The 21,482-nt window shown below is 37.7% G+C and carries 20 protein-coding genes; 6 read left to right on the top strand and 14 right to left on the bottom strand.

Going from position 1 to position 21,482, the window contains the following annotated elements:
• Nucleotides 1-172: HD domain-containing protein (locus tag FJR38_RS14170; protein ID WP_168537699.1), on the bottom strand; the 172-nt coding region annotated here is incomplete at its 3' end.
• A gap of 546 nt (nucleotides 173-718) precedes the next feature.
• Here FJR38_RS14170 and FJR38_RS14165 point away from each other — a divergent pair.
• Nucleotides 719-1,732 carry a transposase gene (locus FJR38_RS14165; protein ID WP_168537697.1) on the top strand — a complete coding sequence of 338 codons (1,014 nt, stop codon included), beginning with the start codon at nucleotides 719-721 and terminating at the stop codon, nucleotides 1,730-1,732.
• A 342-nt stretch (nucleotides 1,733-2,074) separates the two neighbouring features.
• Here the strand turns inward: FJR38_RS14165 and map are convergent, their stop codons facing one another.
• The 5 genes from map to FJR38_RS14140 all read right to left on the bottom strand — a co-directional run bounded on the left by map (nucleotide 2,075) and on the right by FJR38_RS14140 (nucleotide 7,765).
• Nucleotides 2,075-2,902: a type I methionyl aminopeptidase gene (gene map, locus FJR38_RS14160; protein WP_168537766.1), complete on the bottom strand. Its 828-nt coding sequence runs from the start codon at nucleotides 2,900-2,902 to the stop codon at nucleotides 2,075-2,077.
• 167 nt (nucleotides 2,903-3,069) lie between these two features.
• Complete coding sequence (locus tag FJR38_RS14155) at nucleotides 3,070-3,483, bottom strand: cupredoxin domain-containing protein (protein WP_371418210.1); 414 nt, start codon at nucleotides 3,481-3,483, stop codon at nucleotides 3,070-3,072.
• Between the two features lie 191 nt (nucleotides 3,484-3,674).
• Nucleotides 3,675-6,524 (bottom strand): pitrilysin family protein, encoded by a 2,850-nt coding sequence (locus tag FJR38_RS14150; protein WP_168537693.1) that lies wholly within the window; start codon nucleotides 6,522-6,524, stop codon nucleotides 3,675-3,677.
• Between the two features lie 146 nt (nucleotides 6,525-6,670).
• Nucleotides 6,671-7,099, bottom strand: coding sequence for a VOC family protein (locus tag FJR38_RS14145; protein ID WP_168537691.1), 429 nt, complete (start codon nucleotides 7,097-7,099; stop codon nucleotides 6,671-6,673).
• A gap of 153 nt (nucleotides 7,100-7,252) precedes the next feature.
• Entirely contained in the window at nucleotides 7,253-7,765 is a 513-nt protein-coding gene (locus FJR38_RS14140; protein WP_168494020.1) for a TIGR02652 family protein, read from the bottom strand.
• Nucleotides 7,766-8,003: 238 nt separating this feature from the next.
• Between FJR38_RS14140 and FJR38_RS14135 the strand changes: the two genes are divergently transcribed.
• The 3 genes from FJR38_RS14135 (at nucleotide 8,004) to FJR38_RS14125 (ending at nucleotide 10,258) form a co-directional block, all read left to right on the top strand.
• A complete protein-coding gene (locus tag FJR38_RS14135) occupies nucleotides 8,004-8,528 on the top strand; it encodes a gamma carbonic anhydrase family protein (protein WP_371418209.1) in 525 nt (174 codons plus the stop codon).
• Nucleotides 8,529-8,728: 200 nt separating this feature from the next.
• On the top strand, nucleotides 8,729-8,854 hold the full coding sequence (locus FJR38_RS14130; RefSeq protein ID WP_168494018.1) for a photosystem II protein Y: 126 nt from the start codon (nucleotides 8,729-8,731) through the stop codon (nucleotides 8,852-8,854).
• Nucleotides 8,855-8,989: 135 nt separating this feature from the next.
• A complete protein-coding gene (locus FJR38_RS14125) occupies nucleotides 8,990-10,258 on the top strand; it encodes a folylpolyglutamate synthase/dihydrofolate synthase family protein (protein ID WP_168537764.1) in 1,269 nt (422 codons plus the stop codon).
• A gap of 23 nt (nucleotides 10,259-10,281) precedes the next feature.
• Here the strand turns inward: FJR38_RS14125 and FJR38_RS28545 are convergent, their stop codons facing one another.
• The 5 genes from FJR38_RS28545 to psaC form a co-directional block, all read right to left on the bottom strand.
• Nucleotides 10,282-10,440: a hypothetical protein gene (locus FJR38_RS28545; RefSeq protein WP_254449464.1), complete on the bottom strand. Its 159-nt coding sequence runs from the start codon at nucleotides 10,438-10,440 to the stop codon at nucleotides 10,282-10,284.
• A 17-nt stretch (nucleotides 10,441-10,457) separates the two neighbouring features.
• Nucleotides 10,458-12,068 (bottom strand): Eco57I restriction-modification methylase domain-containing protein, encoded by a 1,611-nt coding sequence (locus FJR38_RS28540; RefSeq protein WP_254449463.1) that lies wholly within the window; start codon nucleotides 12,066-12,068, stop codon nucleotides 10,458-10,460.
• On the bottom strand, nucleotides 11,987-13,318 hold the full coding sequence (locus FJR38_RS28535) for an N-6 DNA methylase (RefSeq protein ID WP_254449462.1): 1,332 nt from the start codon (nucleotides 13,316-13,318) through the stop codon (nucleotides 11,987-11,989). Before FJR38_RS28535 ends, FJR38_RS28540 begins: the two co-directional genes overlap by 82 nt.
• A 191-nt stretch (nucleotides 13,319-13,509) precedes the next feature.
• Nucleotides 13,510-15,405, bottom strand: a complete 1,896-nt coding sequence (gene glmS, locus FJR38_RS14115) for a glutamine--fructose-6-phosphate transaminase (isomerizing) (RefSeq protein WP_168537689.1) — start codon at nucleotides 15,403-15,405, stop codon at nucleotides 13,510-13,512.
• Between the two features lie 319 nt (nucleotides 15,406-15,724).
• Nucleotides 15,725-15,970 carry a photosystem I iron-sulfur center protein PsaC gene (psaC, locus tag FJR38_RS14110; RefSeq protein WP_015080270.1) on the bottom strand — a complete coding sequence of 82 codons (246 nt, stop codon included), beginning with the start codon at nucleotides 15,968-15,970 and terminating at the stop codon, nucleotides 15,725-15,727.
• A 449-nt stretch (nucleotides 15,971-16,419) separates the two neighbouring features.
• Between psaC and FJR38_RS14105 the strand changes: the two genes are divergently transcribed.
• Entirely contained in the window at nucleotides 16,420-16,776 is a 357-nt protein-coding gene (locus tag FJR38_RS14105) for a DUF6464 family protein (RefSeq protein WP_168537687.1), read from the top strand.
• Nucleotides 16,777-16,926: 150 nt separating this feature from the next.
• On the opposite strand, the gene fmt is transcribed toward FJR38_RS14105, so the two are convergent.
• Nucleotides 16,927-17,928 (bottom strand): methionyl-tRNA formyltransferase, encoded by a 1,002-nt coding sequence (gene fmt / locus FJR38_RS14100; RefSeq protein ID WP_168537685.1) that lies wholly within the window; start codon nucleotides 17,926-17,928, stop codon nucleotides 16,927-16,929.
• An 883-nt stretch (nucleotides 17,929-18,811) separates the two neighbouring features.
• Between fmt and FJR38_RS14095 the strand changes: the two genes are divergently transcribed.
• A complete protein-coding gene (locus FJR38_RS14095) occupies nucleotides 18,812-20,089 on the top strand; it encodes a hypothetical protein (protein WP_168494008.1) in 1,278 nt (425 codons plus the stop codon).
• Nucleotides 20,090-20,149: 60 nt separating this feature from the next.
• Here FJR38_RS14095 and FJR38_RS14090 read toward each other — a convergent pair whose 3' ends face one another.
• Nucleotides 20,150-20,632, bottom strand: a complete 483-nt coding sequence (locus tag FJR38_RS14090) for a hypothetical protein (RefSeq protein ID WP_168537683.1) — start codon at nucleotides 20,630-20,632, stop codon at nucleotides 20,150-20,152.
• Nucleotides 20,633-20,713: 81 nt separating this feature from the next.
• Nucleotides 20,714-21,478, bottom strand: a complete 765-nt coding sequence (locus tag FJR38_RS14085) for an energy-coupling factor ABC transporter ATP-binding protein (protein WP_168537681.1) — start codon at nucleotides 21,476-21,478, stop codon at nucleotides 20,714-20,716.
• Nucleotides 21,479-21,482 lie beyond the last annotated feature (4 nt).

Below are 21,482 nucleotides of genomic sequence, written 5' to 3'. Positions count from 1 at the left end.
CATCATGTAAGAGGGCAGCGATCGCTTCATCTTCATTTGCACCATATTCTAAGGCAATGCTGGCTACTCCTAGTAAATGGGTGACATAGGGAATCTCACTAGCTTTGCGTTTTTGGGTGGCGTGGAGTTCGTGGGCGTAGGTAAGGGCTTGGGTAAAGCGTTCTGATAGCATTTTTAGTTTGAGGATGAAAAATTAGTTTTAGATAAAAAAGGGAGCTTCAATAGTCTTTATTATCACCTACTGAATTTTGATTTTTATTTCTAGTTTGTTGATCATTCTGAGTATCTTTTTTAGTTTTAGATTTCTCTTTCTCCTTCCAAAATCCAATTCTTAATAATTATTTTCTCCTGTAATTTTCACTATATCTTCAGGAGTAGAATTAATTTAATCACTGCTAAAGCTACATCTGCCATTTCTTTAGCACGAGGATCTGGCATAATTTTTAACTCTATTAATTCTTTGAGTAAACCAGGACTTACGCAACTGGCACAGGCGATCGCTATATAATAGTATTATTGTATTATAATAAGTAACATAACTGGCACAATCAGTCTCGGTGCGACGGAAGCGTCGCGCCTTCGACTAAACTCCAGTAAAAAGCCAATTTTGCAATTATTAAAATATATTTTTAATCACAAAGATCATAAATAATAAAAATCCGATTATTCCTGACATGGTAAAATAATCAAGACCATGAATTATCAATTCTGAGTTAATATGAAATTTACTAAGTTAGATTATTGCCAATATCTGCTAAGTAGCCAAATTAACTATACTATTACTAACTTGGCAGAGCATTTAGAAAATATTAGTCATGATCAAATTAACTACTATTTGAAAAATGCAAAGTTAACACCTCGTTTACTTTGGGATAATGTTAAAGATGTAATTATGACTGATGATAACGGTTACGTTATATTTGATGATAGTATCTTAGATAAAAGGTATTCTAAAGAAATTGAAATAGTCAGGAGACAATACAGTGGTAATGAACATGGTGTACTCAAAGGAATTGGTGTTGTCAGCTGTGTATATGTGAATCCTAACCTTCAAAGATTTTGGGTAGTAGATTACCGTATTTTTAATCCTGATGCAGACGGTAAAACCAAGATAGACCATGTTAAAGACATGCTGCAAAACCTTGTGTATCATAAGCTTTTACCATTTGATACCGTTTTGATGGATACATGGTATGCGGTACACAATCTGATGCTTTATATTGATAGTCTAGATAAAATTTATTATTGTCCTTTAAAGAATAATCGTTTAGTTGATGATACTTTTGGCAAAGAAAAATATAAACGTATTGAATTATTACAATGGAGTGAAGAAGAATTAGAATGTGGTAAAATAATAAAAATTAAAGGTTTTCCCGCTAATAAAAAAGTGAAACTATTCCGGGTTACTGTTTCTACCAACAGAACGGATTACGTCGTAACTAACGATTTATCTCAAAGTTCTACGGATGTTGTACAACAGGTGTGTAAAATTCGTTGGAAAATAGAGGAGTTTCATCGGGAAATTAAACAATTAACAGGCATTGAATCTTGTCAATGTCGTAAAGCTAGACTGCAACTAAATCATATTGCTTGTGCTATGTTGGTTTGGGTTAGGTTAAAGAATTTAGCCTATAGAACTGGTCAAACTATTTATCAAATCAAGCAGAAATTGCTTTCTAATTATTTAATTGAGCAACTCAAACGCCCAAGTATTTCTATGTGTTTGGTTTGATTCAATGTGTCGCTTTGCTCCCGCGAAGCCCGCCCACTATTTGTGCCAGTTGTGTCACTTGTTTCAGTACAAAAATACTATAATATAGCGATCGCCTGTGCCAGTTGCGTAAGTCCTGTATTTTAATATTCCGTAATATTAATGATTGACATACAAGGTTGCTGTTCTTTATATACTTTGCAATGTTACAATTTGAGCTTTTGCTTAAAGTGCTGCTATTCTTGTAGGGTGGGTTAATGAAATGTAACGCACTTTCCTTATGGGTATTTATTTTACAACATATCCTACAAAATAGCGCACTGCTGTAAGCGATCACTGATTTTGTAGGGTGCATTAATTATGTTAAAGATGAGTTCTATCAGTGAGAATTTCATAACCACTATCTGTCACTAATACAGTATGCTCAAACTGAGCAGATAAAGCATTATCAACTGTTACCGCAGTCCATCTATCAGCTAAAATTCTGGTATTTTTAGAACCAGCATTTAAAATTGGTTCAATTGCTAAAGTCATTCCTGAACGTAATTTTACATTGGGGATATCACGAGTCCGATAGTTAAAAACTGCCGGTTCTTCGTGTAAATTTCTACCTACACCATGACCAGTAAATTGTTCCACCACTGTAAACCCATTGGCTTTTACATGGTCTTCAATTGCACCTGCTATTTCCTTGAGGTGGACACCAGCTTTTACCTGTTCAATGCCTTTATATAAAGATTCTTCAGCTATTTTAATCAGTCTCGCGGCCTCACTTGTCACACTACCCACAGCGATAGTAATACAGGAATCACCATGAAAACCTTGATAAAAAGCACCTGTATCTACTTTTAAAACATCTCCCGTGCGAATTACTTTTTTAGGGCTAGGAATTCCATGCACAACTTCATTGTTAATGCTGGAACAAATGGAGGCTGGAAAGCCGTGATATCCTTTAAAACTAGGTGTTGCATCCATTTCGCGGATACGTTTTTCGGCAAAAGTATCTAAATCAGCCGTCGTCATTCCTGGCTGAACTATTTCCGAAATTTCTTTAAGGACAGTTGCCACAATCTTTGCTGATTGCCGCATAATTTCGATTTCACGGGCTGATTTAATTTCAATCCCCCGGCGTTGTCGTTTTTCGGGTTTTGGCTGGGCTGGTTGAGAAAGCAAGTTGGTGAAAATGTTCATCATGAAATTTAGGAATTAGCGGCGCTTGACCGATTATGTGTAACGTTGTTGAGATTTATTGCGAAAAATATCTATATTTTAAGTTAACGTATTTTGCGTTTTTAGAGAAACACAAATAGCAGGTGACAGGTTAAAAAGTTATCTTGTATATCCTGATTCCGATTTGCTCACTTAATCAGAATCTCTCCTCTCATACCAGCTTCTGCGTGTCCAGGTATAGTACATCGTAAAGCATATTTACCAGGTTTGAGGGGGACAAATACCCATTCTGCTTTTGCACCTGGTTTAAGTTCTAATTCGTGAATAGCACCTTTAATTTCTACGTTGCCGGCTTCGACTTTTTGTGTCCAAATAGCATCCGCAAAGTCTTTTGCTGTAAAATAATGTTTTTGTGGGCTAGGATTATTTAATTTGAGATTGTAGCGTTTACCTGAGATAAATTCTAACTGATTTGGCTCAAATTTCAATTCATTGGCAGCATTACCCAAGCTGACCGTAATTTCTATAGGTGGTTGTTTTAGTAGATTGTTAGATAGATTCTCGGCTGTTGCTGGAGATGCACCCATGATTACCAGACTCATTAGCAGGGAGAATATGCAAATCAAAAAGTTACTCATGCTTGAATAGATAATTGTAAATTACACCTATTCCTATTATTCCTGATTAATACCAAATTAAGATGAAGCTGCACAGGATCAGATTTTAAGAATGATTAACCGCAGATGAACGCAGATGAACCCAGATAAGAGCGGATGAATTAATGGTTTTTATTTCACCTTTTTTGGGCAAGAATTGGTGGACCTGCTGTAACTACAACTAGTTTATCAGGGTGAAGTAATTCACGGGCGGCTTGATTCACTTGATTGAGGTTGACTTGCTCTATTTTGCTGATAAACGATCGCAATTCTACCTGATTTAAACCATAAACTTCATTCATGACTATTCTTTGACTGAGTTGTTCGGGATTGGCTAAAGAAATATTGTAATTACTGATTAAATTACGTTTAGCTGTTTCCACTTCCTGTGTTGTCACACCTTGTTGATGAACTTGTTTAAGGAGGTTGCGGGTACTGTAAATTGCTTTTCTTGCGTCTTCTGGACTGGTTTGCATTTCAATCAAAAATGTCCCTACATTCTTACCAGTGATGAAATTGCTATAAATTCCGTAGGTTAGTCCTTGGCGATCGCGCACTTCTGCCCCTAGTCTACTCGATAAGGTGTCTCCTCCTAAAATTTGATTCAAAATCATGGCAGCGTAAAATCGTCTATCTTGACGGTTAATCCCGGTATAACCCATATAAGTAATTGCTTGGGGTTTACCAGAAACAACAGGATTAACATTGACTACGTTTTTTGGCATCCTGACATTGGGATATTTTACCGTTGGTGGTTTGCCTTTAACTTGCCAATCCCCCAATTGTGCTTGCATGAGCGATCGCACTTGATTCACATCAAAATCCCCTACAAGTGCTAAAACTGTGGTATCAGGACGATAATGTTGGCTTTTAAAAGCAATCACATCTTGATGTTTAATTTGTTGAATACTTTTCGCAGTCGGAAAGGTATGTAATGGATGTTTTTTGGGATAAATGGCCTGAACAAAAACGCGACTTGCGACTTTATCAGGATCATCTAACTCTGAATCTAAGGAAGTTAAAGCCTGTTGACGGGAGAGTTCCAACTCTTTAACGGGGAATGTACTATTTCTGATTACGTCTGTTAATGTTCCCAGCAAAACTGGTAAATCTACTGCTAAACTACTTCCTTGAATCCTTACACCTTCACGATAGGTTTCAAATCCCAAATTTGCGCCTTTTGCATCTAATTCTTGAGCAATTGTCCGCATATTTTTGGTTTTTGTCCCATTCATGAGATTTTTCGCCACCAAAGACGCTATTCCTCCTTGATCATCTGACTCAAATTCTGTTCCGGCTTTGATATGTCCGCTTAAAGTGACTGTTGGTGTAGTTCTATCAGGTAACAATAGTATTCGTAACCCGTTAGCCAATTGTAACTGTTGGGGAATTTCTTTTTCTCTAGTTTTGGGTAATCTATCTAGAGGTGGTAAATATTTCTTTACCTCTGCGGAGACTACAGCAATATCAACAACAGAATTATCTTCTATTGGTGTTGAATAAGATAAACTCTGGTTGTTGAGCGAAGTCGAAACACGGGTTGTTTCTGTTTGTTTTGTGGGTTCAAAAAATCCGACTGTCCGCGCTTCTGTTTGTAGATATTTATTGATCACATTGATCACATCAGCCGTTTGGACTTTACGAATATCTACTAAGTGACGTTCTGTATATTGGTAATTATCCGTTGTGATTTGATCATTACCCAACTGCATGGCTTGACTGGTAATATCACGGTTATTTAAAATAACTGCGGCTGTTAATTGGGTTTTTGCTCGTTCTACTTGCTCTGTTGTCACACCGACTTTAGCAAGTTTTGTTAACGCCTTTATTACCGCTGCATCAAGTTTACTTAAATCCTGATTTCCTACACCAGTAACTAATATTTCATACCAGCCACCTGCCCGTAAACTCGCAACATTTCCATAAACCTTACTAGCTAAACCCGATTCTACCAACTCCTGATGCAAGTAGGAATTTTTACCCGCAGTTAAGATATAATCCATGATTTCCAAAGCGGGAATATCTGGTTGATTAATCTGGGGAAGTGGGTAAATTATTTGTAGTAGAGGATTTCCCCCTGGTTCTTGTAATTTGACGACAGGTACAGGTTTAGGAGAAGGTGATGGAGTAATCAGATTATGGGGTGAATATTGGCGTTTGGGGATTTTACCAAACACATTTTCCACATTTTTTAAAGTTGGTGCGGTGTCAAAATCTCCCGCAATTACCAAGACAGCATTCTCCGGACTGTAGAATTTTTGGTAATATTCCCGTACTTCCTCAACTGTGAATTTTTCTACATCAGCCTTAGTGCCACCAATTGGTAATCTATAGGGGTGATTGGGAAAAGTGGACATCATCACAGCCCGATTTAGCCGATATTCTGGACTATTTTCGTAACCTTGTAATTCCGAAATAACTACCCGCTTCTCACTTATTAATTCTTGAGGATCAATCAGCGAGTTTTTCATTCTATCAGCTTCTAATGTCAACAGAGCGGTGAGTTTATCCCGTTCCGCAGTGTTGTAATATGCCGTTTGGTCATAACTGGTAAAAGCATTAGAATCGCTGCCTAAAGCACTAAATAACCGCCCAAATTGAATGGGGCGATCGCTAGTTCCTTTAAACATCATGTGTTCTAATTGATGAGCAATCCCATTGACTCCAGGTGCTTCTTGACCTGAACCAAATTTGTACCATACTTGTACAGTCACCACAGGGGCATTATGTACTTCTTTGGTAAGAACAGTTAAGCCATTAGCTAAGACGGTTTTCCGCACATTTGCTGTAATGGCGAGATTTGGTGTTTCCTTAGCAACTAGTGTTTTCTGAGATTTTTCCGAGTTGGAGTTGTCGGGACTGGTTGGATAACCTGCCCCTTCTAGGCTAAAAGCAGCATCATGATTTAACACAAAAGCCGCTATTATCCAGACACTCAAGATGATTAAAGAAACGCGATGTCGTTGTGCAATCGAGAAAAAAGACATATCTTTGGCGAATAGATATATGTAATTTAAGTTACATATACTGTTTGACTAGAAAAATAGGGCAAATGTTTCTGCACCTCACTGAAACTAAAAATGTACCTGAAAAGGAAAGATATTATATCAGTCAAAAGGCATTAATAGTAAGTTCAAGCCGATTTCTTTAAAAACCGTATAAATTCCAGAGGTAAACCGTCAAAATCAGCGATAAACGTGACTTCTAAGATGTTATCGCCAATTTGCTGCTGTGTGGGTTCTAAAAGAATCTTTAGAGGAGGTAAACTTTCTACTACAGCCAACCGTGTTCTTAAACTTTCTAACCAGGTAGGCAAATCTGGTGTGATCTGAGTCACATCAAAAGAAAGATGATAGTAGCCTACATAATGTTCATCATCAAAAGCATCTGGGGCAGGTTGGGGTTGGGGAATTTGGATGAGTTCAATTCTCCCACCTAACCCTTCCATCCAGCAAGCTAGAGTATAACCGGTAGTGAAGCGATCGCCCACCGTGAACCCTAGCTGCTCATAAAAAGCGATCGCTAGATGGATATTTGCCGTCCGAATCGAAGCATGGTGCATAATCTTGTCAGTTGTTGATTGTCGTAGGGGCGAAGCATTCGGAAAATAACCTTGGACAAAAATTGATAATTAGTCGCCCGAATGCTTCGCCCGTACAGTTGTCAGTTGTTAGTTCTTTCTTACCACTGACCACCGACCACTGACTACCGACTATTACTCAAACAACCGGAAATATGGGTAACGCACTGGTACACCAAGTTCCTTATCCAAATCAAAGTTAATCACATCCCAACAAGGTTCTGCAATCGGATCAGGACTAAACTCTACTGGTAAACCATATAATCGCGCCCCCGTAGCTTCCCCTTGTCCAGAACGCCAAGGTGTACTACGTTCCAAATAACCACTCATCAAGTCTTGATAACGTTGGGCAATGATTACCTTAGTAGCGCGATAGCCTTGGGTATAAAGCTTATCCAAAGCCTCATGAATTTCAAACCGAATCCCATCAGGGTGAGTATGTTGACGATACCATTCACCATCCCATCTGCGCCAATGACGACCAGACTGTAAATGAACTAACTCACCAGTTTTGGGTTCAGCTTCAAATGCGCCATGACGGGGACAGAGATAAGTATCCGTCAGCGTTAATGCGGAAATAGTTTGGCGACAGTGAGGACACTGTATTTCAGGGCCAAATATCGGGTACTGCAAGCCTGGATTTATCATGAAGTGTGTACAAACATAGTTTTGTTTTCACCAGCACCAGTAGGTTTAACTTTACACTTCTACTCCACTACTTTAGATAACTTGCTCCGTGATCCACAAAAATGGAGAAAGTGCCATGGAATAAGTCTCACAACTGCTGTTACCAAAGCAGGCCAACGTTGTGATATTCTGGTTTTGCAACCAGCCCTAAAGGTTGGAGTTTCTCCAGTGTTCCTGGGTACCATATCCATATTCTATCGTGTCTATCTCTTCTGACTCGAAATTTTCCGATAGCTGGCGTGGCAAAGCCATATTTTCTCAAGCTGCTTTTGTGGCAGCCAATGCCGTAATCATTGGTTCTGTCAATATAGCAGCCAGATCCAGCGTTTGGTATGGATCTGTGGTTAGAGGTGATGTAGAACGGATTGAAGTTGGCGAATGCACAAATATTCAAGATGGAGCAATTCTACATGGTGATCCTGGTCTTCCCACAATCTTAGAAGATCATGTCACTATCGGACATCGTGCTGTAGTCCATTCTGCTCACGTTGAACGTGGTAGTTTAATCGGTATTGGTGCAATCATCTTAAACGGCGTAAGAATCGGTACAGGAAGCATTATCGGTGCAGGTGCAGTAGTCACCAAAAATGTACCCCCCGGTTCTCTAGTCATGGGTGTTCCCGGTAAAGTAGTCCGTCAACTCACAAACACCGAAATCGCCGAACTCATCGAACACGCCGAAAAATACTATCAATTAGCCCTGCTTCATGCAATGAATAATTGACAATTGACAATGGACAATTGACAACGAACTACTAACAACTGACCACTGACAACTGACATTTAATTAATCTTTACATAGAAGCTTGAAAAAATTCCCTACTTGAGATCACAATAAAAATTGAGTGACAATTACTAATTGAAGTAATTTTGGATTGAAACGACAAAACTTAAGATTTTTTAATTTAGAGAGGGTTTCTAGATATGGACATTGATAACCGTGTAGTAATTGTTCTAGCACCTGTAGCGATCGCTGCTGGTTGGGCTGCTTTCAATATCGGCGCTGCTGCTATCAGACAAGTGCAAAACTTTTTGAGCAGAGAAGCGTAATTTTAGGTGACAGGTGACAGGTGACAGGTGACAGGGAAGAAGGAAAGAAGGGAAGAAGGGAAGAAGGGAAAAATTACCAATTACCAATTACCAATTACCAATCACCAATCACCAATCACCAATCACCAATCACCCATGAACGTCAATTCCCTACTCCAACCTTTTCAGCATTTTGGTGTAAATTTGGGATTATCCCGCATTGTCAACTTATTGGCAAAGTTGGGAAATCCCCATCACCAAGTGCCGATTATTCATGTTGCTGGTACTAATGGGAAAGGTTCTGTTTGTGCTTACCTGTCTGCGGTACTTACTGAGGCTGGTTATAAAACAGGACGCTACACCTCTCCCCATTTGGTTGATTGGACAGAACGAATCTGTGTTAATGAACAACCCATTGATAGTCATAAACTGTGTGAATTAATACTGCAAATTCAAGCAGCTATTAACCCAGAAGCAGAATCACCCACTCAATTTGAAGTCATTACCGCTGCGGCTTGGTTATATTTTGCCCAGCAACAAGTTGATATTGCCGTGATTGAAGTAGGATTAGGAGGGCGTTTAGATGCAACTAACGTCTGTGATCATCCTTTAGTAACAGTCATCACTTCTATCAGTCGAGAACATTGGCAACAACTAGGACCAACTGTAGCCCATATTGCCAGAGAAAAAGCCGGAATTCTCAAACCGGGATGTCCTGTGGTAGTAGGTTCATTACCAGCAGATGCTCAAGAAGTTGTGCGATCGCGTATCCTAGAATTAGAATGCCCAATTTTTACTCCACAACCATCTCATCAAATTAATCAAAATTGGGCAGAATATCAAAAAATCGAAAGTCTAGAAACAATAAAATATCCCTTAGCATTACAGGGACAAATCCAACTACATAATTCAGCTTTAGCATTAGCAGCTTTGGAAATCTTGCAAAAACAAAATTGGCAAATTTCCGAGGAAGCTATTATTCAAGGAATGGGTAAAACCAAGTGGCCAGGCAGAATGCAATGGATAACTTGGAAAAACCATAAACTACTCATTGACGGCGCACACAACCCAGCCTCAGCAACAGTTTTGCGTGATTATGTAGATACACTCAAAACTCAAAATATAACTTGGGTAATGGGAATGCTGGCTACTAAAGATCATACTGAGATTTTTCAGGAAGTTCTCAAACCAGGAGATCAATTATATTTAGTGCCAGTACCCGATAGCAATTCAGCAGATTTAGAAGAATTAGCAAAGTTAGCAAAATCAATTTCTCCAAATTTACAACTTTGTCACACCTATTCAGATGTATTTTCTGCCCTAGACGCTGCTTTTGTTACCACAGATAATCAAGTTGTATTATGCGGTTCTTTATATTTAATTGGTCATTTTTTAGAGGTTGTTTTCAAAGATTTTGAAGCATAACTCAGGATTTTTCAAACATCATGTTAGCTATTCTCCACAATATCAATCTCTTCATCAGTTAATTCATAGAGTTCATAGACTAATTGATTGATTTGTCTATCTGTAGCTGTAATTTGTTGTTGAATCATTTTTTTCGCTGGAGGTGTTTGTGCTTCCTTCAATCTTTGATGAAGATTTAGCATTTGTTCTACTAGTTGAACTACTCGATAATGAAGATTTTTTCCTTTGAATTAGAAAAATCAATTAATCTAATTGGTAATTGTTCAATAAACTGAGTGAAATAGCGGAAAAACCCTCCGCGCATAATTGTACTAATCTTTTTTAAATAAAAATCTAATAATTTACTATTCAGTAACCCTAGAACATATTTAATTGATTCTTGAACAGGATCTTTAAGGATGATTCCATAACCACTTGTAAAAGCATAATCTCCTTGTTCATCCCAACCAAAAGAAGATTGATTTGCAATATCTGGTACTAATATTTTAGGTTGCTGCATTAATTCTAAATTTTTGGGATAAATGTAAGCATACCATTTTGAACCAATCATTTTACCTTTTTCTCGATTTTCTAAAAATTGTTTATTTCTAGTTAAATATTCAAAGGTTAAAGGAAATTGAATCTGCAATTTATCTTCTTTGATCAGATTAATATTTCCATTAGTTGATTCATAGGGAATAATTAATACTTTATTTGAATATAACAATTGATATGGTTTAATTTCCCTTCCTTGTAAAAAACGAGAAATTAAAGTAGATTCTATTTGTACTACCTCATTCAATGCTTTAGAATAGACTTGAAAAATATTATCTTCTTGAGAAATTAAATCTAAAACGTAGATATCATTTGCACTGGTTCTAATTCCTTGAGAAATATTAGCTGTTATTTGGCTTAAAGTTGTAAACGGATATTGTCGAAATTTCTGCAAAAATTCTGAATGCTCAGTTTTACTAAAATTCCAATTTTCTCCAGATACAGTTGCATTAATTATCCATTCTTCTTCTGTATCACAATTCAGCATCCATTTCGATAAATCATTAACTTGAATAAAAGTTTTTTCTGCTCCTTTATTTTTAGATAAAAATAATAAACAAGTATAGGTTGATACTTTTGGAAAAACTTGCTGATCTCCAAAATAAACAATTTTTTCTAAATTTTTACCTTCAGATATGATTTTCCTCAAAGATTCACCATATTGAGCATTAAAAAATTTATGCGGTAAAATAAAACCTAAACGCCCATCTTTTTTTAAAACCTTTAATCCCTTTTCTACAAAAACAACATAAATATCATAATTTCCTTTATTTGCAGAAATATAAGATTTCTTATAAAATTCTACTTCCAAAGTAGCCCATTCTTTTAATGCTTGAATACGAATATAAGGAGGATTACCAATAATGATATCAAATCCCCCACGTTTCATGATTTGCGAAAAATTAGCTTCCCAGTCAAAAACATTAACTCTATAAGCTGTATCTTCGTCTAATAAATTCATTTGCATATTTTGATAAAATTCTCCATCTATTAAAGAGTTACCACAGAGAATATTATGATCTAAATCAGGTAAAGCCCGTTCTTTGAGAAGTTCTAATTGTCTAGTAATTGTTTCCCCAGATTCACCTTCTAAAACTTTCAATAATAAAGATAGTTTACTTGTTTCTACTGCTTGTTGATCAATATCCACACCATAGATATGAGTTAATAGAATGCGTTTTCTTTCCGAAGATGTTAACCGCCAATTACTGCTAGATATCTGATAGAATTTATCTTTGTATTTTTTTTGTTTTGCAAATATTGTTGTAAATACCAATCTAGTAAAAATTGATAAGCAACAATTAAAAATGAACCTGAACCACAAGCAGGATCAAGAATTGTAATTTCTTGAATTTTTTCTGGTTTTTTACCTGCCAAAATTTTACCAATAGTCTGTTTAACTATATAATCAACAATATAACTAGGAGTATAATAAACCCCTCCGGCTTTTCTAACTTCCGGTTTATCTTCAATAACCGCTTGACGACTAGCAGATATTTTAATGACTTTACCTAAAAATTGCTCATAAACTTGTCCCAAAATTTCCACAGGAATTACAGAAAATTCATAAGGACTTTCTGGCGGATAGAGTTTTCTGAGAATTTCTTTTAAGATGCTATCATCAATTTGTAGATTGATTGTAAAATCATCCGGTTGTTCTCTACCTTTTTCATTTTGAAAATTGAATAATCCAGAATTATAACGATAATCTGCATTAATAAATAAACGCCCTAATTCTTGATAAATATTTTCAAACTTTAATAAAGTATATAACTGTTGATAAGGCTCAATTCCTCTATCTTCACAAATGCGTAAAAAGATAATTCTGTTAATCGTCATCTGTACGGCAAAATTTAACTCTCTCGCTTGAATTTGTGGGTTGCGCCATACAAGATTTGCTGCTAAATTTTCTCGCCAAAGTTCAATTTCTTGTAAAAATGCTTGATCAACAGTAATTTCTGATTTGATTTTAGTTTCTGCAAATTTTTCTAATGCACCATTTAATACTGCTTCTTTAGAAAAAATATTATATATTTCATCCCATTTTTCTATATATTCGGTATAATGAAAATACTTAATTCTAGCGGTAACTGCCGGATCATTTTTATTAGGCATGATCCGACAATCATAAACTGAAAATTCCTCAAAATCTGTTAAAATACTCAAAATTAATTTACCAGACCATCCATAACGTCGCAGTTGAAAAGCCGCACTGATGTTTTTTCCAACGTTAATAGCAGGTTTTTTAGCTTCAACAAAAAACTTTCTAGTTCCTCCAATCCGAAAACTATAATCAGGTGCTTTGGCTTTGTTCGCATCACTGATTTTTAAACTGTCTTCGTGAATGACTTCTTGATAAAGACTAATAGCTTGTTCTTGGTTTCTAACATCCCATCCTAATGCTTCAAAAAATGGATCAATAAATTGAATTCTAGTTTGTGTTTCATTTAACCCACCAGCAAGATATACTTCTATTTGTTGATGGAAACTTTCAACCAGTTGAATAATATTAGATGGTGCGCTCATAGTTAGTTAATTATATAATTTGCTAGAAGTAGAGTAGAGTAGAATAAATTTACCTATTTTAAGATACTGCATACAAAAAAAATCTCCTCTGGATGATTAGTATATGCACCCACAGGAGAAATTGTACAACTTTTTTATCTATTTTCCAACTTTATTATTTCTCCACAATAGATAAATCAGCAAAACATTCATTATTCAACTGTCACTGACTTGGCTAAATTCCTGGGCTGATCTACATCTAAACCGCGCCGGGCGGCAATATGATAAGCTAACAATTGCAACGGTATAACTGTGAGAATAGGTGAAAGAATTTCCTCAACTTGCGAAACAGGAATCAAATCATTAAAGATTTCCGCCGCTTCACCATCTTTAACAGAAGTCACACCAATTAACCGGGAATCTCTGGCTTTTGCTTCCTGAGCATTAGAAATCACCTTTTCATATACAGTACCAGGAACAGCGATCGCTACCACCGGAACTTTTGCATCTAACAACGCAATTGGTCCATGTTTCATTTCCCCCGCTGGATAACCTTCCGCATGAATATAACTAATTTCTTTTAATTTCAAAGCCCCTTCTAACGCAATGGGAAAATTAATTCCTCTACCAATAAAGATAAAATCTTTTGTTTCTGTAAAGTCATGTACCAAATGTTCAATATAACGTTCTTGAGTTTCTAAAATTGCTTCAATTTCTCCTGGTAGTTCCCGTAAACCTGTGAGAATTTCCTCAAATCTTTGAGAAGTAATCATCTGACGACGATAGGCTAAATCTAACGCCAAAGCATAAAACGCCATCAATTGCGCTACAAAAGTTTTCGTGGCTGCAACACCAATTTCAATTCCCCCATGAGTATTGATAATATTTGCCACCATATTACCTAAACTGCTTTCGGGGCGGTTAGTAATTCCCAAAAGTCGCGCTTGATACTTAGCTTCTTTACCTTGACGGCGTTCCTTTTCCATAGACAAAGCCGCTAAAGTATCAGCAGTTTCTCCAGATTGAGTGACCCCAATAGTCAGAGTATTAGCAGTTAGCGGTGATGGTGCATAACGAAATTCTGAAGCATACTGTACCTGAGTAGGAATTCCCGCCAATTGTTCTAATAAGTATTTACCCACCAATGCAGCGTGCCAACTTGTACCACAAGCGACAATTTGAACTTGTTCTAAATCTGTGTAAAAATCTGTTGGTAAACCCAATTTTACAGGTGATTTATCAGTTATTTGGGCATTCTCTTCTGTTGCAAAATAAGCCTCCAAACAATCCCGCACTACTCCCGGTTGCTCATAGATTTCTTTGAGCATAAAATGTTTGAAACCCTGTTTTTCCACCATAATGGGATTCCAGTTCAGGGTGCGGGGATACTTTTTCAAGCGATTTCCAGCGAAGTTATAGACTTCCACCCCTAAAGGAGTCAAACGAGCAATTTCACCATTCTCTAGGGACAATACAGCCCGTGTATAGGGAACGATCGCTGGAGTATCAGAAGCACAGAAAAACTCACCTTGTCCGAAGCCAATAACTAAAGGCGCTTGTTGACGAACTACAATCAATTCATCGGGATAATCTGCGGAAATAGCAGCTACGGCATAAGCCCCTTCTAACTTACTTACCGCTTCCCTCACCGCGTCTAAAAATACGGAAGGGGAAAGGGAATTTTCAGGAGTATGTTTTAAGCACTCAGCAATCAAATGGGGAATTACTTCTGTATCTGTTTCTGAGCGAAATTCATGTCCTAGCGCCTTGAGATGTTCCCTTAACTCGCGGTAATTCTCAATAATACCATTCTGCACCACTGCAACTCGCAACGCCGTATCTAAATGAGGATGGGCATTATGTTCTTCTGGTTTACCATGAGTTGCCCAGCGCGTGTGACCAATCCCAATTTGGGCAGGATTTTCGATTTGTTCAAGTTTAGAACGCAGGTTGAGTAATTTACCCTTAGCCCGTACACAATGAACGTCACCTTCCAAAATAGTGGCAATTCCCGCCGAGTCGTAACCTCTATATTCTAATTTTTCTAGTCCAGCTAGTAAAATATCTGTCGCTGCCTGAGTGCCTATATATCCAACGATTCCGCACATTGCTTAAACCACTCCAATCAAAGGAAGGATGATTAAATTTTAAGTATAGTTGCTGGAATAGATCAGCCACTTTAGCAAATAAAAGCAAATTAGTGATTGGTGATTGGTGACTTGCCCTGAGCGTAGCCGAAGGGTTGGTGATTGGTGATTGGTGATTGGTGATTGGTAATTGATTATTAACAACTGACAACTGACAACTGACAACTAACAACTGACAACTGACAACTGACAACAAAAATGCTGAGGAACGAGGGAAGAATCTAAAAGTTTCTTCTGTTCTCACTCCTCAGCACTAAAAGCACCAAGAATTTAGGAATTCTTAGTAGGCCAAGCCCATGCTGCGAGTTGTTTCAGCGCCTAGATAAACGCGAATGCTCAAAAAGTCTGTTGGGCAAGCAGTTTCACACCGCTTACAACCTACACAGTCTTCAGTGCGAGGAGAAGCAGCAACTTGAGCAGCTTTACAGCCATCCCAAGGGACCATTTCCAGTACATCAGTAGGGCAAGCGCGGACGCATTGTGTACAGCCAATGCAGGTGTCGTAGATTTTTACGGTATGAGACATTGAAAAAACTGCTCCTTTCGGGTGTTCTTCTGGAGTGAAAGAATCATAATCAACGCATAGTTTACCCCAGGGGTTGATAGCCTGTAAGTAAAAGGCTACATAACTTTAAACAATGTAATAGACACTTTGAACAATTTATTTACTAAGATCGCTCTTATTGAGCCATAATCGGCAACATAGCTATCAGGTGTTTACTCAAGGAAGGAATTTCTAAAGGTGGCAAATTGTAAAGATGTGTAAATTAAAAGTCATTTTCACCAAGGTCATCTATAATACCTATTACCTTTAATCTATATAGTGATTGGTCTTATTCAGGTTGTGATCAAATATTAAATTTTATTAAAAATAAAATATCTGCTTAATCTTATTTAAAGATACCGCAGCAAAAATATCACCACAATATTGCGATACTATTTTTAAGTATGCAAATTACATAACATAAACTTATTATGGAGTCAGATTGTTTACCAACTGAGGTAATTTTGACAAGTTCGCATCAGTCTCTTGGTAAATTACAGCTTGATTGGACACCTCAACCGGGTAACTATATTGATTTTGAAGGACAAACCTATGCAGTTTTAGAACGTTGTCATAGGTATCAGTTGAAAGCAGGACATTATCGTTTACACAATATCGCTATCTACGTCCAAAAAGCGACAAGACCGGAAGAAAAAAGTTTAGTTGAGGGACGTTGGATTATAGGTGATGCTACCTGTAACTTTAATGCTCTTTCAGAAATTATTCGCTGTGCCGTTAACCCAGAAGGACCGTGTAAATCTTGCCGTTTCTATGAAAGTCAGGGATAGGGGAGTAGAGGGGCAGAGGGGCAGAGGGGCAGAGGGGCAGAGGGGCAGGGATAAGGTTTTTCCCACGGACAACGGACAACGGACAACTGACAACTGACAACTGACAACGGACAACTGACAACGGACAACTGACCAATCACCAATCACCCATTACCCATTACCAATTACCTCACCAACTTGTAAGCGAGTACCATTAACAAAATCCCATCCTGACTGGGGACGTTTACCTGTTAGTTGCACTTCTCGCAGCAATAATAAACCTGTCCCTGTTTGTACAATTGCTCCTAATCCTTTGATAATATTAACCACTGCTGCGACTTGACCTGATATGCTTGATAGATCAGGTATTTTGTTTATTTTGTCTTGTAGTTGTTCTGGTAACTCGTGAATATACTCAGGATATAGGGGAACAGTAGCAGTTATTTTTAATGGTTGGTTGCGAAAGGTTGCCGTACAGTTAGGATAAAATCCGCGAATTTGATTATGTAATTGGATAGCACTTTGTTCCCAATTCAAGTTATAGTCTGGCTTTTGAATCAAAGATGCGTAAGTGGCTGTGGTATGATCTTGGGGAATAGGTGGGATTTCCTGATTTTCTAGTTTGTATAAAGTTTCGATGAGTAAATCTGCACCAATAATAGATAACTTTTCCGCTAGAACCTGAGCATTATCTAGTAATGCAATTGGTGTAGTGGTTTTAAGCAGCATATCACCCGTATCCATGCCTTTATCCATGAGCATAGTTGTGATCCCCGTTTCTTTTTCTCCGTTACATATACACCACTGAATTGGAGCAGCCCCGCGATACTGAGGTAAAATAGAACCATGAACATTAACACATCCCAGCTTTGGCATATCTAACATCTTCTTAGACAAAATTTGCCCATAAGCAACAACGACAAATACATCTGCTTCTATCTGCTTGAGTTGTGTTAAGGTTTCAACATCTTTTTTTACCCTCTCAGGTTGCCATACTGGGATATGATAGTCTGTAGCTAAAGCTTTAACTGGTGAAGGTGTTAATTTATTGCCACGCTCCCGACGTTTGTCTGGTTGGGTGACAACTGCCATTACCTGGAAATCCTTATTGTCCAAGAGTTTTTGTAATGTAGGAACGGCAAAGTCAGGAGTACCAAAAAATACTATTTTCATTAGTTGTTAATCATTAATTACGAGTGTTGAGTCATTAATCAATGGTAAGTGTGTTCTCCATCACTGACAACTTCCTAAACTTAATTATTAATAGAATTATGTTTAGCGTTTTTAGTGACAGGACATGAATTTGAACGGTTTTATGGTATAGTGTTTACTATTGGTTTCGCAAAAATTGCCTGAGTTTTTGGGCAATATGTTAAGCGATCGCTCGTTGCATCTCCTACTTGCTGGTTTTTGGTGTCTAGCTGTGTTTTTCAGTTAGTTATTAGCCCCGTTACTAAATCAAAACTATTTGATAAATACCCAAGTCCAAATAGACTGCGTTTGCTTAATCGCGGTTTTATGAATGTGGTTTGCATTTTGTGATTTTGGGCGGATTAATGTTTATTATTGATTGTGCATCAGTTAGTCTCAACTTGCCAAAAGCAGATAAATTTTATTTGGATCAAGTCTGTGCTGTGACAGTTAACTCAAAACGGAGAAACCTGTTTTTAGTTAAGTTAAGCTACGGTTACTTTCAATAGATTCTCGAAGTATTGGCTACTAATTTTAGTCCAGTAAAAACTCAATTATGCTTGTCATAGACATATCTATATTCAAAATTAGTTTTGGGTACAAGTATACTTTAGTACAGCATGAATGATGGTATTTATTAACAGATGTAACTAACTGTTAAGTTAAATAACGGACTTATCTACATTAAGTAAAGATTATGAAGGTGTGAACGGTGACACTAAAACTTTTGTAAAGCAATTGCAAAATTTGAATAAATTATCTCGTAAAAGCTTTTGGTTTATTGGTATACATATAGTCATAGCTTTTTCCATTCCCGTATAAATACTGCCCGCACTTAGCAACTGCCCCCCTAGAGAGTCTCATCATGCTTAAACCCCTTTTGGTGTCAGGATGGTTTCGTGTTCAACCATTTCTCAAGTACATTGCCATTATTATCGTCATTTCACCCTTCGCGGGAAAGTCTATTCATGCTACTTTAGCCAAACAATCCGAAGTAGCAAATGTTAGTGCGGGAAATGGAACATTCAATACAAATCTGGCAGAAAGTGCTACTAGTGGCAAACTGAATTTACAATTTGCTGAAGTTAACTCTCAAACTGGAAAAATCTCTATTGGTGAGGGAATACAATCTTTACCAGCTAATCAGGTGGTTTTAGGGGCAGAAGTAGAGAATCCTCCAATTGTAGAGAATCATGTTTTTATTAAAGCTGCATCATCAGTTGATACTGCACAATATCAACAACAAAAATCGGATCATCAAGTGGATTTGATCCAAAGATTAAAAACCGCGAAAGAACAAGATGAATTAAAGACGGCAATTAATGAGAGTTCTTTATCTACAGTATTGGCAACAGTCAAAGTTACACCTGGTAGAAATGAATCATCACAGAATAGAAACAAAGAAATAACTGTAACTGAACAGCAAAACGAGTCAGAAATAACACAAGTAGATCCTATAGGTAGTCCCCATCCCATCCCTTGGCAATGGATTATGGCAACACAGGAAACGGTTGGTGGCCAAGGTGTTTCTGGTGTCCGCTACTATCGCAGTATCCCCGTAATTTCTCCTGATGGTAGATATGCGATGTATAGCCGAGTGCAAATGGAAGTTAAACCAGAAATGCACAATAGCCGCGTTAATAGTGTGTTGTTTATGGAAGATAGACAAACTAAAAAGCTACGGGTGATGACATCAACGGGTATGGTAATTGATCCCCTATTAAATAAACAGGCAAGTTTAGCGGAAGAAGTTGATAATAATGGTAAAATTGGGGTATTCGTGCCTGTTAGCTGGTCTGAAAAAGGCGATCGCTTCCTAGCACGTAAATTTGTAGCGATTTTCAATACAGCAGATGCTACAGACGAGGCTGTAATTTGGAATCGTCAACAAGATAATATCAATGTAGTTCATCCTGTAGAATCGCCAGATGATCACGAAAAAATATCAATATTGTTAGGCTGGAGTAAAAAGCAGCCCAATAGTGTATTATTCCGTGCTGGTGAACTAGGTGAAGAAAATTGGCCTTTAGTACAAGTGGCTAATGATGGTAGGACTGTAGATATTTCAGCCGAGGGAGATCAACCTGTAACTTTTGGTGAAAGATCCGGAATTTGGGCAGATCCACAAGTTGCTTCTCGATAATAAACATGGGTTGAAAACAATGTAGAGACGTGCTAGGGAACGTCTCTACAATATATTTGGCTATTGAGGCTGGCTGCAATAGCTATTTAACTTAACCCCTAAAGCATCTGATTCCTTGCCAGCAGTTTTAGCTGCGGTAGTTAGTGCAGAATCAATTTCTTTTCTAGCTTTTTCAATTTTTATCCTACCATCTGATGATGCTTCGGCTGTTTTAGTGTCCCCAAGAGCATTGGAAGCTTTGGCGATCGCTTCACTAAGCTTATCAAAAATTTTGATAAAACTGAGTTCAAATTCTTTGAGTTCGGGGTCTTTTAAATTTAATTCCTGAATAGATTTGGTCACATTTTTCAGGTCTTTAGATAATTGCAAGCTCGTTGATACCTGCTGACCTTTTTTTGTATCAATCAGTGATGTACCCTCATTGACAACAGTAATTAATCGCTGACATTGGGAGATTTTACTCTCGCTGCAACTACTAATGAATAAAGCAATGCTCAAGCTAACAGGAGCAATAACTGTAAAACGGGAAAACAACATTAACATCCCAAGCGCAATAAAATCCCATTCATATTAACCAAAATTCCTTTCTTGTCATGCAATTAGGAATTTTTGTCTTTATTCAGTTTACCAATCTACCGGCAACCCTAACCTATCTAAAGTTGTTCCATCTTGCAAGAGTGTTTGAATATCGCCGTCTATTTGGATTTTACCAGTAGATAGAACTAAAGCTCGTTGGGTAACTCTTCCTAGCCAATGGAGATCATGAGAGGCTATTAACATCACCTGTATGGGTAATTTTAATAATACTTGGGCTAAATGTCGTCGCCAGGCTGGATCAAGTCCGTTGGTTGGTTCGTCTAAGATGAGAATTGCCGGATCTAGGGCTAAAACGGCGGCGAGGGCGGCTAAACGTCTTTGTCCTCCAGAAAGTTCATGAGCGGAACGGTGGGCGTAGGCTTCTAGTCCAAAGTCAGCTAATAGTTGATGGGCTTTTTCTTTGGCAGCTATGGATGAAACACCATAGTTAAGGGGACCAAAGGTAATATCTTCAAGGATTGTGGGCATAAATAATTGATCGTTAGCGTCTTGAAAGCTAAAACCAATTTGTTGTCTAATTTGCGGCAGGGTATTTGGTGAGATGGGTATACCATTAATCCAGACTTTACCGCTTTGGGGTTGTTTTAAGCCGATCAGGTTTTCTAGTAAAGTGCTTTTTCCTGAACCAGTAGCACCCATTAAAGCCACGCGATCGCCTGTTCTCAAGGTGAAAGAAATTTCTTGTAATACGGGTTGCTGGTGTGAATAGGCATACACCAGATTTTGTACCTCAACTACATTAGTATGCGGTTGAGAGATAGCAATTTGGGGTTTAGAAATTAAGGATGTCAAGATT

The sequence above is a fragment of the Anabaena sp. UHCC 0253 genome, assembly GCF_009712085.1.
Lineage (GTDB): Bacteria > Cyanobacteriota > Cyanobacteriia > Cyanobacteriales > Nostocaceae > Dolichospermum.
The sequence above is the reverse complement of the archived record's forward strand: the minus strand, read 5'-3'. Positions and strand labels throughout refer to the sequence as shown.